Here is a 14,063-nt window from a genome sequence, read left to right as displayed (position 1 = left end):
ATCAGCCCCGGGTCAGCTTCTTGTAGGTGGCGCGGTGCGGGCGCGCGGCGTCCGCGCCGAGACGCTCGATCTTGTTCTTCTCGTACGACTCGAAGTTGCCCTCGAACCAGTACCAGTTCGACTCACCCTCGTACGCGAGGATGTGCGTCGCGACCCGGTCCAGGAACCAGCGGTCGTGGGAGATGACCACGGCCGCGCCGGGGAACTCCAGCAGCGCGTTCTCGAGCGAGGACAGCGTCTCCACGTCGAGGTCGTTGGTGGGCTCGTCGAGGAGCAGCAGGTTGCCGCCCTCCTTGAGGGTCAGCGCCAGGTTCAGCCGGTTGCGCTCACCACCGGAGAGGACACCCGCGGGCTTCTGCTGGTCCGGGCCCTTGAAGCCGAAGGCGGACACGTAGGCCCGCGACGGCATCTCGACCTGACCGACGTTGATGTAGTCGAGCTCGTCGGAGACGACGGCCCACAGCGTCTTCTTGGGATCGATGTTGGCGCGGCTCTGGTCGACGTAACTGATCTTGACCGTGTCGCCGACCTTGATCGCGCCGGAGTCCGGCGTCTCCAGGCCCTGGATCATCTTGAACAGCGTGGTCTTGCCCGCGCCGTTCGGGCCGATGACGCCCACGATGCCGTTGCGCGGCAGGGTGAAGGACAGGTCGTCGATGAGGACCTTGTCGCCGAACGCCTTGGAGAGGTTCTTGACCTCGACGACGATGGAGCCCAGCCGCGGGCCCGGCGGGATCTGGATCTCCTCGAAGTCCAGCTTCCGCATCTTGTCGGCCTCGGCCGCCATCTCCTCGTAACGGGCGAGGCGGGCCTTGGACTTGGTCTGACGGCCCTTGGCGTTGGACCGGACCCACTCCAGCTCTTCCTTGAGGCGCTTCTGGCGCTTCTCGTCCTTGCGGCCCTCGACCTTGAGGCGGGTGGACTTCTTGTCGAGGTACGTGGAGTAGTTGCCCTCGTAGGGAATGGCGCGGCCGCGGTCCAGCTCGAGGATCCACTCGGCGACGTTGTTCAGGAAGTACCGGTCGTGAGTGACGGCGACGACGGCTCCCGCGTACTTCGTGAGGTGCTGCTCCAGCCAGTTCACCGACTCGGCGTCGAGATGGTTGGTGGGCTCGTCGAGGAGGAGCAGGTCCGGAGCCTCGATCAGCAGCTTGCAGAGCGCGACACGGCGCTTCTCGCCACCGGAGAGGTTGGTGACCGGCCAGTCGCCGGGCGGGCAGCCCAGCGCGTCCATGGCCTGCTCGAGCTGCGCGTCGAGGTCCCAGGCGTTGGAGTGGTCCAGGTCGTCCTGGAGCTTCCCCATCTCCTCCATGAGCGCGTCCGAGTAGTCGGTCGCCATCAGCTCGGCGACCTCGTTGAAGCGGTTGAGCTTGCCCATCAGCTCGGCGGCACCGTCCTGGACGTTCTCCAGCACCGTCTTGGACTCGTCCAGCTTCGGCTCCTGCATGAGGATGCCGACGCTGAAGCCGGGCGACAGGAACGCGTCACCGTTGGAGGGCTGCTCGAGGCCCGCCATGATCTTGAGAACGGTGGACTTACCGGCACCGTTCGGACCGACCACACCGATCTTCGCACCCGGGAGGAAGCTCAGGGTGACGTCGTCGAGGATCACCTTGTCGCCGTGCGCCTTGCGCGTCTTGCGCATGGTGTAAATGAACTCAGCCAAGAGAAACCGTCCGGACGCTTGAAATCGGCAGTGGGCAGATACACCCCATCTTGCCTGACGGCTACCCCTCGGGGGAAACCCGTTTGACCGGGGGGCTGTGACCTGGGGTTCCACCGCTGACGTCGGTAGATCGTCTGTCACTGCCGGTCGCCGCCGGTCGGCCTCGGCCACCCTTGGACGGCCCAGAGACGGCCCGACCGGGCCCCCGGGCTTCGTCACCTCGCGTTGTCAGTGGTGACGGCTACGGTGCGCCCGCCAGCGAGGGCAACACCCTGGGGAGGGGCTTCGGGAGCCAAGACGGGCTTTCTGGTGTACGCCGACGGCGGCGTGCCGGGGCTGCTGCGAGAAGTGGGCACAGCGGACCTCGAACGCACGGCCTGCATGATGCGGCGGCTCTATCCGGGCTGGGAGACAGAGGAGAGCGAGGGCTCGACTCTCCGGGATGGCGTGTGCCCCCGGAGGGGACGGCGTACGCGGCGAGCCGGCCCGGCGTCGAGGTCATCGGCGAGCCAACGGATACTGGGGAGACCACAACGTCTTCTCCCAGACGGCCACCGTCCACTGCCCGTAGCTAAGGGCTGTCCAAGTAGAGACAACTTGCGGTCGTTGCAACTGACCTGAATCGATCGGCATCGGTTGAAGTGGGTAGCGCACGTCAGCTATTGACGAGCCGTACCGAACAGACCCAGCCGATGAATGGAGAACGGGTGGAGAACGAGCGGCGCCGCCCTGATTCGGCGGACATGGCCGTGGCCGGATGCGGATGGCTGTTGATCGTAGGCATCATCGCCTCGCCCGGCCTTGCCCTCAACGATGGGCCCCTGACGGCATACCTGATGATCGTGGGCGGTGTGATCGGGTTCCTGTGGGCGCGTAGAAGATTGCGCCACTGACCGTCCCGCCATGGGGCGCCTGCTTCGAACCGAACCGCCGATCGGGCCGGGAAGCCTAGTTTCTCTAGCGGCGGTTGCCGTACTGACCTGCGGCTGAGCAGCATCGAAGACCTGAGCACACGTGTGGCTAGTCCCCCAACCCCCGTGAGTCCCCGCACGATCTGGCACGACCTCCTCGTCCCGAACCATGGGCGGGGCGGTCGTTGAGGTCTCCTCGGCTGGGCAGCCGGGGGCTGAGGCAGGTGACGGTCAGCTACGGTTGGGCTGGTTGCTGTACTTCACTGCTGTACAGCGGTTGGGGCATTGACTGCCGTTTTCGAGTGTCTGCTCAGGATGCACCAGTTCATACTGTCGGGGTCCCCTACGGTCAGAGCCACCAGCAAACGCCCCTTGTCCCGGTAAAGGTCGAACGTGATGAGTTCATAGCCCATGAGCACATCGAGTTGCTGCTCACCGCTGAACTCACCGATCTTCCAGGTGCCATCCCCGCTGACCTCCTGCGTGACCGTGCCGTGGATGGGGTCCATCTCGGTAGGGATGCCGGTGGCGGACGCCGATCCGTCCCGATTCAAGGTCACCGTGGTGCCGCACTTCCGGGCGTGCCAGGTGCCTATGAGCTGAGACTCGTGGACGTTCTTCGCCGGCGGATAGCCGCCCCATCCCACGCACGCGGAGACCGACAGCACTACCGGGACCGAAATCAGCGCCCACTTCCACGATCGGCTGTTCAACGCCCGCCCCTTCGTACTGATGGCCTGATCTTAGGCTTCTGGCCAGCCGGAACAACATGCGGTCTGCGCGCGACGATGCGGTCGGTGGAGTCTCAATGGGCGAGTCAAGCCGCACACGGTCTCGAACCTGTCGCGGCGCAAGTAGCCGTGGGTTCAAAACCCACACCCACCGCCGGCAGAAACGGACCCTGCCCAGGTACATCGGTCGGGGTCCGTTCTGGTGCCGGGCGTCCGCCGGCGCCCGTGACTCCCCGCTGTTTCCCGACTGAACGGGCACGGTAGGGGCACGTCGCCTTCAGCCGACCGCGATCGTGCAGTACTCGGAGGGGACGGCGGCAAGTTCACACGCGGCAGCGTCCTGCTCGCCCTCAGTTCGGTGTTGCTGAAGATACGCCGCTGTCGCACGCGTCCCGGCACCGAAACAGGTCGGATTCTGCACCACGATCAGGCTGAGGATCTTCAACTTGGTCGACTCCATCGCCCAACTTGCGGAAACGGAGTCGGAGTACTCGGCATCACGGGACTCCCGTTGCTTGTGCTTCCGGAACTGGCCAGCCCTCTTCTCGAAGTCCTGGTTGGCCTGCTCGCACGTCGCTGACCGCTCGGACGCGCCGTCGTGTCGCATCGCCCCGACGGCATAGCCGCCCGAGGCGAGTGTGATTGCTCCTGCGCTGACCAGCGCGATCATCGAACGCTTCATGGCCGGGGATCGTATACGCCCAGGTGAGACGACTTGCCACCGGCGCCCGCCGGCCTGCGGTCGACGACATTGAGAGGTCGGTTCGGAGCCGACCGGCCCATCAGCGGGTTCACCGTTCTCGACGCGGGCGCGCATTCGCTGCGGCCCAGGGCTTGGCCTCGGCGCCGAAGGCACAGAGGGGCCAAGCCCATGGGCCAGCCCGCTCGCGCGCGGGCACTTGAACCAGAAGAGAAGGTGGTAACTCACTGGCTCGCTGTGGGCTGTTGGGTCGTGGGTGCTGTTCGATGCGGCTGCTGGACGTCGTGAGCCGTAGCGCGGAACTGGTCCCAGAACTCGAAAGGGGCTGGTGCGCGCTTCTTCACCATGCCGGCCCCGACGGCTCACTGATTCGAGCGTGGCTGCCCTCAGTCGGGATCGACCGATGAGTTCCGCCGGTCGGTCCGGTCTACCAGGACGTACGCCATCGAGCCACTTACCGACCGGAGACCCGCCATGACCACTCCCGCACACGCCGGACGCATGCTGTTCGTGAACCTCCCCGTCGCGGACCTCGAGCGCAGCAAGGCGTTCTTCGCCGCTCTCGGATTCGGCTTCAACCCGAAGTTCACCGACGAGACCGCCGCCTGCATGCCGGTCGGCGAGGACGCCTTCGTCATGCTGCTCACCCGCGAGAAGTTCGCGCAGTTCTCGAAACTGCCGATGGCCGACCCCACCACGCACGCGCTGGCGCTGTACTGCTTCAGCGTGTCCTCGCGCGACGAGGTCGATACCGTCAGCGCCGCCGCACTCGCGGCGGGAGCCTCCGAGGCGGACGAGGCCGAGGACTACGGGTTCATGTACTCACGCAGCTTCTTCGACCTCGACGGCCACGGCTGGCAGGTCATGTGGATGGCCCCGGCGGCGGTGGAGCAGGGCCCCGAGGCGTTCGCGGCCTCCATGCAGGACGCCGACTCCCCGTCCTGACCCACCACCGCGCGACGTACGCACGTGCGCCGTCGACCGACCCGACACCGGCTGTCACCGTCGGCGCCACCCGCCGGCGTCGGCTCACCACGAGGAGTGACCCTTGCACCCCCGGCCCCGCTCCCTCGCCTCGTGCCCGGCCTGCCTGAGGAGGACACTTCTTCTAGGGGCTCAACCGGTCTCCGCAGGTCTTCACCGGTGGGGGCAGCGGCTTCGGAGGTGATCGCGATGACACAGATGACAGCGATGCAGGCACGGACCACGGTCGGCTGGCACGTCGAGATGGAGTTCCAGGAGGACGACCACCGCACCCGCGCGGCCGCCCTGCTGCGCCTCCCCGACGGAAGCGAGGTACGCGCCCACGGATACGCCAGCCGCCACCCCTCCGACTCGAACCAGCCCAGGGTCGGCGAGGAGGTCGCGGGCGCGAGGGCGCTCAACGAACTAGCCATGCAACTGCTCACCAAGGCCCACGACGAGATCGACGCGGCATCGGGCAGGACGTCACACACGCTGAGGTGACCGGAGGCGTCATAGGGCACCGCCGGACCGCACTGCTGCGCGAGCAGGCTGCCCTGTCGCGCAAGCAGGTGCTCTGTCGCGCGAGCAGAGCTGATCCGTGGCACGGACGCGGCTGATCAGTGGCAAAGCGGCCGATCCGTCGCGCAGGCGCGGCCTGCCTGCCTGCCTGCCACGCGAGCACAGCCAGTTTGTAGCGCGAGCACGGCCGATCGCGAGCTGTTCGCTTCAGGCCCCCGGACTCGTCCGGGGGCCTTGGGCACGGCCGGGAGCCTTGCGCGCGGCAGTCGGGAGCCTTGGCCGCAGCCAGGTGGCCGTTACCCAGGCAGGCGGTTTTCGCCACGGCCGGACCGACCAGGCCGAACAGTTTAAGGACTCTTCCACGCATCCCGCACAGATTCTGCGCGACTCCCACAGATTCACTCGGTGCGCACTACAGTCACCCCGCGCACCGATCACCGCACGACGCGGGGCGTCAGGCAGCCGGGCGGAGGCGTCGGAGCAGCCGAGTCGCATCGTTCTGGGGGGCTTCATGCGGGAAATGGTCAAAGGGTCGAATGTCTCTCTCGCGACGTTGAGCGAGAGCATCGATTCGGTGATCGTCAGTCTGGGCTGGGGAAGCCCGACCGGCGAAGGGGACGCCGATGTGTCCGTCCTCCTTCTGGATGCGAACGGCAAGGTCCGCAGCGACGCCGACTTCTGCTTCTACAACAACCCGGTGGCCGCTGACGGGAGCGTGCAGCTCCTGGGCAAGACGCCGACGGCGGACGGCAACGAGGACCGGATCAGCTTCGACCTGACCGCGGTGTCCCCCGACATCGATCGCATCGTCCTGGCCGCCAGCCGTTACGAGGGCGCCCGCTTCGGCGAACTGGATTGCGTGAGGCTGGCGTTGGCGGACGGTGGCGGCGAGGAGCTCCTCCGCTTCGCCATCGACGACGCCGATTCGGTGAGCGCGATCATCTTCGGCGAGCTGTACAGGCGTGCGGATGAGTGGAAGTTCCGCGCCGTCGGCCAGGGTTACGACGCGGGTCTCGCAGGTCTGGCCACGGACTTCGGGGTCGACATCGACGACGACCCGGCGGCCGAGGAGGCACTGGACGACGAGGCCTCCGGTGTCGGCCCGACGGGCACTACGGGCACTGCGCCGGCCGAGGAACCCGAGCCGCCGGGGGATCTGGCGGCGGTCCCCTCCCCTCGCCGGCCCGAGGACGAGACCCTGCCGGGCAAGCCGTCCGGGAGGCCTCGTACGGCCAAGAAGCGGGTCACCCTGCCCAAGGCGGCCAGGAAGACGCTGGCGGAGAACGAGTCGTGGAGGGACGCTCGGCTCTTCCCGGCATCGGCGCTCAAGAGCGACCGGGAGCGCGAAACGCGCGCCACCTCGGTACTGCTGTCCGTGATGGCCCAGGTTCCCGAGTTCGGCAGGAGACTCACCGCCGCGTTCGGAGCACCGGCGGGCCGCATGGAGACCTTCACCGAGGTCACCCTGCCGCACGGCGACACCCCGCGTCGCCCCGACGGGGTGATCCGCGTCGAACGGGCCGGCAAGCTGTGGACAGCACTCGTCGAGACGAAGACCAACGGCAGCGCGCTCAGGGCCGAACAGGTGCAGGCGTACATGGACATCGCCGCGCGCCGTGGCTACGAAGCCGTGATCACACTGTCGAACGACGTGGCGCTGGAGGGCAGCCCGCTCGTCGAGGTCAAGATCGACAAGAGACGCAAGCACAAGGTGACCCTGTGGCACCTGTCGTGGGCGGAAGTCGCCCACCAGGCGCAGCTGTTGATCAGGCACGAGGGCGTCGGCAACGCGGCGCACGCCTGGCTCCTCCAGGAACTGCTGCACTACTTGCGGCACGAGAACTCCGGCTGCCACGGCTTCCAGAACATGGGACCGGCCTGGGTACCGGTACGCAACGGAATCGACGACGAAACCCTGTGCCAGGGGGACCCGCGCGCGCTGGAGGTCGTCGAGAGCTGGGAGCGCCTCGTCCGCCAGGTCTGCCTACGACTGGGCGGCGAGCTGGGGCAGAAGGTGCTGCCCGTCCAGCGCACCAGGCGCGGAGCCGATCCGAAGGCGCTCCGCGGCCGCCTCGCGGAACAGCTGTGTCTCGACGGAAGACTTCGGTCGGAGCTGCGCATCGAGGGGACGCCCGGCGTCCTGGCGATCAGCGCGGACCTGCGGACCGGCAAGCTCCGCACCTCGATCGAGATCCCGGCGCCCGAGCAGGGCTACCCCCTGTCATGGGCGAAGCGGCTGATCCGGTGCCTGGCCGAGGCCCCGGCGGATCTCCACGTCGAAACCCTCGTCGAAGGGGAGGTCGCCGGCCCCCGGGGAACACTCGAACGCCTCCGCCCCGAGCCGGCCGACATGCTGCCCAAGGACCCCGCCTCCCAGATCGTCGGCTTCCGCCTGTCCCTCCTCAAGGGAGCGGGAAGCACCCGCGGGAACGCGGAGTCGGGCTTCATCCGAAGCGTCGACGACGCGGTGCACCGCTTCTACACCGGCGTGGTGGTCCATCTGGACGGAGCGGCCCCTCGCCGAACCTCCTCCAGAGAAACGGCGACGACGGGCTGAGACCCAGCGATCACCCCGGGCCGACGAACCACCCACGCAGCCGCCGCGATCAACAGACAACCACCTGGCCTGAAACCACGCCCCGAAGCCACCAGGACTCCCCCCGAGCCCTCGGCCCCCAGCTACCCCTCCTCGCCGAGAACTTGGCCGCCCTGCGGAACGCCTTCGACAGGGCCACCCGCGAAAACCCGGTGCCGACCGGACAGCCCCGGACCCTTCCCTTGATCATCGGGGAAATGTTCGGGGCTTCGCTGCATCGAGTGAAACGTACTCCGACCAGCAAAAAGCCCTCCCGGACGGGAGGGCGGAGACTGGCGCCCCCGGCAGGACTCGAACCTGCGGCCAAGCGCTTAGAAGGCGCTTGGCGCGTCACATGAGGCACTCCCTCTGACCTGCGACGCTCCCGCGCCCCGACGCTCCGTCGACTGACCCTCGACACGCATTCGACGCGGCCCGTGGTTCGCTACGGCCGCCGGTAGGCCTCGGGGTCGACTCCCACCTCGGGCGTCCTGGAGAAGCTCACATAGACGGGGTCCTCAGAATCGCCCACCTGCATAAGGGCGAAGAGATCGAGATCGTGGTTGGCGAACCGGTGCAGATACTGGAGGAACAACTCCAGCTCCGCTTTGGACAGTGGCTCGTCGTGCCGCTCATTGCGCATGCGTGCACGATACGAGCAGAGCTCGAAGGGGCGTCGTGAAGCCGCCCACTTGCAGCGTCATGTACCCATGGCGCTGGCTTCGGGGAGCACCGCATTGGGAGTTCGATCTACACCTGCCTCTGGGGCCGTCGACGGCTGGTCCGACGGTTGCTCAGGGGTGCTGTCGTATGCCGCTGTCCGGGCTCGTTGATGTCAGCGCTGGATGTCATCGAAACAGCTCCGGAACTGGGCAGACCTCCAACGGTCCCTCCGGCCGGTCGGCCCACCGCCACCACGTGTGCCGCTCGGCACACCGCCACAGAGACCGGCAAGCCCTCTGACCGTCGCCGTCCCGGCCGGACAGCACGAGGCCCCCCGATCTCAGGGGCTGGTCGCACTCGGGACAGGACAGGGCCTCACCGCTCATATCGCGCCCCTATTCGAGAGATCAGCTCGCCTCGCACCGGTGTGACGGCTGGCCAACCCGGAGCGCGTGCGTGGGCGGATTGGCCACCGATGACGTCTGCTCAAGGGGCACGCGGCGGGCGCGACCATGAATGCTGGCGTCTGCACCTCAGTCGCCCGCGAACCACACGTAGCTGCCCGGGGTGGCCGCGCACTGACTCAGTACGGCCGCGAGATCATCCAGCGCTGCGCGCTGCTGCTCGTCCGCGCACTTCTCCTTCAAGCCGGGCACTCGACAAGGGCTGCTGCGGCCTCTTGCTCATTCATCACCGTGTCCCCGTACAGGTCGACGGCGGTAAGCCGACCGGGGATGCCGAGATAGTGCAGCGACCCCAGCGCATCGGCCAACGCCTCGCCATGGCCAGAGCACCGTCGAAGGAACGTCGCACGCGACTTCTTCCGGGTACGGGCCGGTCGAGCGGAGTGCAGTTTTACATCGATTCCCACGCACGTCATGATGCCCGCCGCGGAGCGTTCCGTTCTGGGGGTGACCGATCAGCGATTGACCGGGACTTCGTAGACGATCTCGCACAGCGCGGCCGGCACCACGATGTCCGCCGTCTCGACCGGCCGCCCCAGGTCGCTGTAGTACGTCCGCCGGATGTGCGTGACCAGCGCCGCCTTCTGGATACCCAGGAGTGAGGCTTCCTCTGCGGTGGCCGTTCTCGGCTCGGGCTGCTCGACGGCGTGGCTGACGGTGACGCCGATCTCGGCCATCCGGTTCACGACTCCGGCCCCGGCGTGCGGCCCTCCCTCGGGGAGGACGACGAGAGTGCCGGCGGTGAGGTCGTAAGGCTCCCAGCTCGTCGACAGCTGTACGGGCTTGCCGTCCGCCAGGAACTCGTACGCCGTCCGGACGCACAGCTCGCCCTCGGCGATCCCGAGCCGCGCGGCAATGTCGGCGGGCGCCAGCACCTTGGCATCCGTCCGGCTCTCCCAGTCGCCCTGCTTGCCCACGGCCCTCATGTCCGTCCGGAAGGGCGACTCGCTGGGATGCTCCCGCACCGACGATCGCACGACCCGCACTCGCCGTCGAGGCTCGGCGACGTACGTACCCGACCCGGCGCGACCCTCCAGCACTCCGCGGGAGATCAGCAGCTCCTGCGCCCGGCGGACCACGTTCTCACCCACTCCGCACTCCTGGCCGATCTGGGCGCGGGAGGGCAGGCGATCGCCCGGCTCCCACACGTGCTCCGCGATCCGGCGCCGGAGTTCGTCGGCGATGCGGAGATAGGGCGGCTGCTCAGGCATATGGAAAATCTAGTCCACTAGCTCTAATCTAGTTAACTAGCTTCACTGAAAGTGATCGCTCGTGACGGAGGCTGCCCTGTGCCCGCTTCGGGAGTAAGCGCGGCGGCCATCGCCGCCCGGCTGTCCGCCTTCGGGCTCACCGCGCGCCTGGAGGAGCACAACCGGTTCATGTCGGTCGAAGCGGAGGTGCCTGAATCGCTCTCCGCAGAGTCATGGCGGGAGGTCCTGCAAGTGGTGGCCGAGGCCGATCGGTTCGGACTCCTAGCCACCAGCCTGAACGGCCGCACCCTCTGGGCGGTCGTACGCAAAACGGTCCCCACGACGGGCGATGTCGGGGGACCGAGCCATCAGCGATAGGAGCTGAGCAGCGTGCTCAACCGTATCCGCCGCGCCGTGTCGCTCACCAGAGAGCGACACTCCCCCAAGGGCAGGCACCGCCGCCCGTTAACCCCCACTGGGCCGTCACCGTCCTACCCCCGCCCGGCACTCACCACCGGGTCGACAGCCGCCCTGGGGCAGCGCCGGGACCGCCCGTACCGCGTGGACTCATCAGTGGGCGAGGACATCGCGCTCGTTCGACCGTACGTGCTGACCCGGGCGGAGTGCGGGCGGCCTCGGCGCTCGATGGTCGTGGCGTCCCATCTGCCGCCGGAGGCCTGGTCGTTCCTCGCGGGAGGCAACTGATGCCTGCTCGCCAACAACCCGGCGTCACGGCCATCTCGTCCACCCCCTACCGCTCGACCGCATGCCGGCTCGGCACGCACCACGCCTGCTCGGAATCCTCCCCCGCCGCAGCGCCGGTCGACCTACCGGTGGTGTACGAGGCGTGCGCCTGCCCGTGCCATTCGGCGCCCGAACAGACCGCGCCCGCGGAGGTGCAGCGGTGAGGGAATGGACGCCCAGCGGCGCGCTGGTATCCCAGGTCGAGATCACGTCGACGACGGTTCAGCGCGGCGACATCATCCAAGTCGGCGGCCGGGCATGCAGGGTGAGAGACCTCTTCCAGCTACCGCAAGGCGCCAAGCAACTGCTTTTCGAGTCTGGCGAGTTGCTGACCATCCACCCGCGAACCCAACTCGTCGCCGTACGCATGTCGAGAAGGCGGTGAGGCGGACCGTGCCTTCCCGCCACCACGACATCGCCGACGACCTCCGGCGTCAGATCACGACCGGCCGCATCAAGCCTGGCGAACGCCTCCCATCCGAATCCGGACTCGCCGACCGATACAAGGTCAGCACGGCGACACTGCGAAGCGCTCTCGGGGCGCTGCAAGGGGAAGGCCTCATCGAGAAGATCCATGGCCGGGGCAACTTCGTCCGCCACCGCCCCCGCAAAATCATGTACGTCGGGGGCTGGGGAACGCTGGACCCGTGGACAGCGGCCGAAACGGCTCTGCGTGTCACGGACCAGGCCACCGCGATCGAGGCGCGCGGACATCTGGCATCCCTGCTGCGCGTCCCAACCGGCAGCCCGCTAACGGAGTTCCTCAGCATCAGCTACGAGGGAGAGTCCCCGCACAGTCTGGCCCGCATCTACGTCCCTGACGAACCGGAGCCCACCGAACCACTCGGCACCGACCCGTCATACGTACGCACAGAAGCCAGCTTCGCCGTGCTGAGCGCACTGTCGGCCGAGGTCCGCGAAACGGTCTCCGCCCGCCTCCCCACGCCAGATGAGGCGACCACCCTCCGGATCAACCCGGGCCTGGCGGTCCTCGCGATCACACGCGTTGCCGCCGACATCGCCGGCCGAGTCCTGGAAGCGGCGCTTCTGGTGTTCCCAGGAGATCGCGTTGAGGCGGTCTTCACCACCCACCACGTGACCGACGAGAGGTAGCCGCAGGAATGACGGCACACGACGAACTACGGCTTCTCCCGTGGACGGGGCCAGGGGGCAACCCCTGCTACCTGAGCACCGACGACCGGGACGGCTTCATGTCCCGTCTGGCGGACAACATCGAGGCGGTGCAGCTCGGGACAGCGGCCGAACTGCTGAAGCATGCAGCAGAAACCCTGGGAGGAGAACTGGCGGCCCCGGAGGAGGTGCGCCTCCTTGCGAAGGAACTGACCGGAGCTCTACGAGACGTGCTCCGCGTGGCAACCAGCCGCGGTCACCTCTTGGCGGTGGGCGAAATCCACTCAGTCTGAGGACGGCGATTGAAGGTGCCGCGTTCCACACGGGGAGGGAGCCCAGGCGTTGGCCTGGGCTCCCTCCCCTACTGCTTCGAGGCGCGGCCACGACCTCTTCGTCCCGAACTCTCGGCCGCGGGGTCATTGAGGTCCGCTGGGCCAGCTACTCGGCCGGTGATGGTTCATAGCGGTCGGCTGTGGTCGCAGTGGTTGCTGTATTTCGTTGCTGTACTGCTGTGCACACAGCAGCAGCTCCGCCTGGTCGTTTTCGGATGCTCGGAAGGTGGGCCAGTAGGTGACTTCAGGCTGGGATCGGTCGATCATCGCCCGCAGACCCCAGTTCGCTAATGGATCAGGCCACCGTCGATTTGCCGCGCTCGATTCGGCGAAGCCCTGTGCGGCGGCGCACACCAGCGGTAATCTCAGACGATCCCTGGGGTGTCGCGGGGTTTGATCAAGGGGGCGGCGATCCGAAGGCAAATGGAGCTATCGCTATTGGTCAAGACAATACCTCGACCGGGAAGGCGCCTGCTTCTCACTGGTGGCGCTAGCGTCCTGTACTTATCGCTGTTGATAGCCGCTCTCCTGTGGGATTGGGACATTCAGAGAGTTACGTCCAATCCGCTCATCATTGCATTGACGATTGGGCTAGTTGGGGTCGTCTGCTGCACCCTCCCAATCAATTTCCGCTCCGGCGCCCTCGTAGATGGGCGCGGTGATAGACGGTGGGAATTTCTTTCGGAGTTGTTGACGTCTCAAAATCCGAGCGATCAAATACGGTCAGACTATGAACGATCGATCCTGTTAGACCCCACAGGTTATGAAGAACGGTTGCGAGAAGCTGGCGCCGAGCTCGACAGTGAGGAAGCAGCTTCGGGCATTGAGGAACTGAGCGTCATGCTGGGCGGGTCGTCGTTGCTGCCAAACCCCGAATCGGAGTCGTCACAGCGTGCCATGAGCTACGCCGGCATGAGTGTGCTGGAGGTCTTCCGCCTCCTTGGCCCTCCGCCTCCTGGAACTCGAGGTCCGCGTGACGACGGAGGGGGAGGAGTCGGCCCGGGTGCCGGCGTTCCGAGTGGGGGACGCCGTGGCTGAGCCCGAACGAGACGACCTGCTGCGTGGCTCCGGAGAAGACGTAGTAGCAGCAATGAACGCGTGGAAGGATCTTCCTGCCGCGCACCTCAAGGTTGCTTTGAATTTCTGGAACGAACGTATGACTGCAGATCATGAACTCAGAATGACGAAAGAGCGGAATCGTAACCGGCTTGACATTATGGGCATGATCGCTGCTTTCGTCATCTCCATATCCTCGGTGGGTAGCGCTGTCGTTTTCGGTGCCATTGAAAATTATGTGATGGCAGGCGTTATGCTCGGTCCAAGCGTGTTCGCTATCATGAAGCTATTCGTTACACGCAAAGCGGACAAGGTTGATCTCAGCCTCGATCCACCGCGTAATGGCCGGGCTGTGGACAGGGAAATGAGAAGAGGTGCCCGCTGACCTGGGATAATGGGAGTTCTCTACGCTTCC

The 14,063-nt window shown here is 66.7% G+C and carries 15 protein-coding genes; 10 read left to right on the top strand and 5 right to left on the bottom strand.

Features of this window, described 5'->3' with window-relative positions:
* Nucleotide 1 precedes the first annotated feature (1 nt).
* On the bottom strand, nucleotides 2-1,666 hold the full coding sequence (gene ettA / locus ABZV42_RS38285; protein WP_355984330.1) for an energy-dependent translational throttle protein EttA: 1,665 nt from the start codon (nucleotides 1,664-1,666) through the stop codon (nucleotides 2-4).
* Nucleotides 1,667-2,373: 707 nt separating this feature from the next.
* On the opposite strand from ettA, the gene ABZV42_RS38280 reads away from it, so the two are divergent.
* Nucleotides 2,374-2,559, top strand: a complete 186-nt coding sequence (locus ABZV42_RS38280) for a hypothetical protein (protein ID WP_356056191.1) — start codon at nucleotides 2,374-2,376, stop codon at nucleotides 2,557-2,559.
* A gap of 278 nt (nucleotides 2,560-2,837) precedes the next feature.
* Here ABZV42_RS38280 and ABZV42_RS38275 read toward each other — a convergent pair whose 3' ends face one another.
* A complete protein-coding gene (locus ABZV42_RS38275; protein ID WP_355984329.1) occupies nucleotides 2,838-3,290 on the bottom strand; it encodes a hypothetical protein in 453 nt (150 codons plus the stop codon).
* Between the two features lie 295 nt (nucleotides 3,291-3,585).
* Nucleotides 3,586-3,990 carry a hypothetical protein gene (locus ABZV42_RS38270; protein ID WP_356056189.1) on the bottom strand — a complete coding sequence of 135 codons (405 nt, stop codon included), beginning with the start codon at nucleotides 3,988-3,990 and terminating at the stop codon, nucleotides 3,586-3,588.
* Between the two features lie 492 nt (nucleotides 3,991-4,482).
* On the opposite strand from ABZV42_RS38270, the gene ABZV42_RS38265 reads away from it, so the two are divergent.
* The 3 genes from ABZV42_RS38265 (at nucleotide 4,483) to ABZV42_RS38255 (ending at nucleotide 8,050) form a co-directional block, all read left to right on the top strand.
* Nucleotides 4,483-4,953, top strand: coding sequence for a VOC family protein (locus ABZV42_RS38265; RefSeq protein WP_356056187.1), 471 nt, complete (start codon nucleotides 4,483-4,485; stop codon nucleotides 4,951-4,953).
* 237 nt (nucleotides 4,954-5,190) lie between these two features.
* Complete coding sequence (locus tag ABZV42_RS38260) at nucleotides 5,191-5,475, top strand: DUF1876 domain-containing protein (RefSeq protein WP_326790949.1); 285 nt, start codon at nucleotides 5,191-5,193, stop codon at nucleotides 5,473-5,475.
* 529 nt (nucleotides 5,476-6,004) lie between these two features.
* Nucleotides 6,005-8,050: a TerD family protein gene (locus ABZV42_RS38255; protein ID WP_356056185.1), complete on the top strand. Its 2,046-nt coding sequence runs from the start codon at nucleotides 6,005-6,007 to the stop codon at nucleotides 8,048-8,050.
* Between the two features lie 463 nt (nucleotides 8,051-8,513).
* Here the strand turns inward: ABZV42_RS38255 and ABZV42_RS38250 are convergent, their stop codons facing one another.
* Nucleotides 8,514-8,711, bottom strand: coding sequence for a hypothetical protein (locus ABZV42_RS38250; RefSeq protein ID WP_355984325.1), 198 nt, complete (start codon nucleotides 8,709-8,711; stop codon nucleotides 8,514-8,516).
* A gap of 939 nt (nucleotides 8,712-9,650) precedes the next feature.
* Nucleotides 9,651-10,406 carry a GntR family transcriptional regulator gene (locus tag ABZV42_RS38245; RefSeq protein ID WP_356056183.1) on the bottom strand — a complete coding sequence of 252 codons (756 nt, stop codon included), beginning with the start codon at nucleotides 10,404-10,406 and terminating at the stop codon, nucleotides 9,651-9,653.
* Nucleotides 10,407-10,484: 78 nt separating this feature from the next.
* Here ABZV42_RS38245 and ABZV42_RS38240 point away from each other — a divergent pair, with 78 nt between their 5' ends.
* The 6 genes from ABZV42_RS38240 (at nucleotide 10,485) to ABZV42_RS38215 (ending at nucleotide 14,033) form a co-directional block, all read left to right on the top strand.
* Nucleotides 10,485-10,763 carry a hypothetical protein gene (locus tag ABZV42_RS38240; RefSeq protein ID WP_355984323.1) on the top strand — a complete coding sequence of 93 codons (279 nt, stop codon included), beginning with the start codon at nucleotides 10,485-10,487 and terminating at the stop codon, nucleotides 10,761-10,763.
* A gap of 183 nt (nucleotides 10,764-10,946) precedes the next feature.
* Nucleotides 10,947-11,090, top strand: coding sequence for a hypothetical protein (locus ABZV42_RS38235; protein ID WP_356056180.1), 144 nt, complete (start codon nucleotides 10,947-10,949; stop codon nucleotides 11,088-11,090).
* Nucleotides 11,091-11,289: 199 nt separating this feature from the next.
* Nucleotides 11,290-11,514, top strand: coding sequence for a hypothetical protein (locus tag ABZV42_RS38230; RefSeq protein ID WP_356056178.1), 225 nt, complete (start codon nucleotides 11,290-11,292; stop codon nucleotides 11,512-11,514).
* On the top strand, nucleotides 11,511-12,242 hold the full coding sequence (locus ABZV42_RS38225) for a GntR family transcriptional regulator (RefSeq protein WP_356056176.1): 732 nt from the start codon (nucleotides 11,511-11,513) through the stop codon (nucleotides 12,240-12,242). The genes ABZV42_RS38230 and ABZV42_RS38225 overlap by 4 nt, the downstream gene beginning before the upstream one ends.
* 8 nt (nucleotides 12,243-12,250) lie before the next feature.
* Nucleotides 12,251-12,553, top strand: coding sequence for a hypothetical protein (locus ABZV42_RS38220; protein ID WP_356056174.1), 303 nt, complete (start codon nucleotides 12,251-12,253; stop codon nucleotides 12,551-12,553).
* A gap of 1,069 nt (nucleotides 12,554-13,622) precedes the next feature.
* Nucleotides 13,623-14,033 (top strand): hypothetical protein, encoded by a 411-nt coding sequence (locus ABZV42_RS38215; protein WP_356056172.1) that lies wholly within the window; start codon nucleotides 13,623-13,625, stop codon nucleotides 14,031-14,033.
* Nucleotides 14,034-14,063: the final 30 nt, after the last annotated feature.

It is taken from the genome of Streptomyces sp. NPDC005281 (genome assembly GCF_040607495.1).
Taxonomy (GTDB): domain Bacteria; phylum Actinomycetota; class Actinomycetes; order Streptomycetales; family Streptomycetaceae; genus Streptomyces.
The sequence above is the reverse complement of the archived record's forward strand: the minus strand, read 5'-3'. Positions and strand labels throughout refer to the sequence as shown.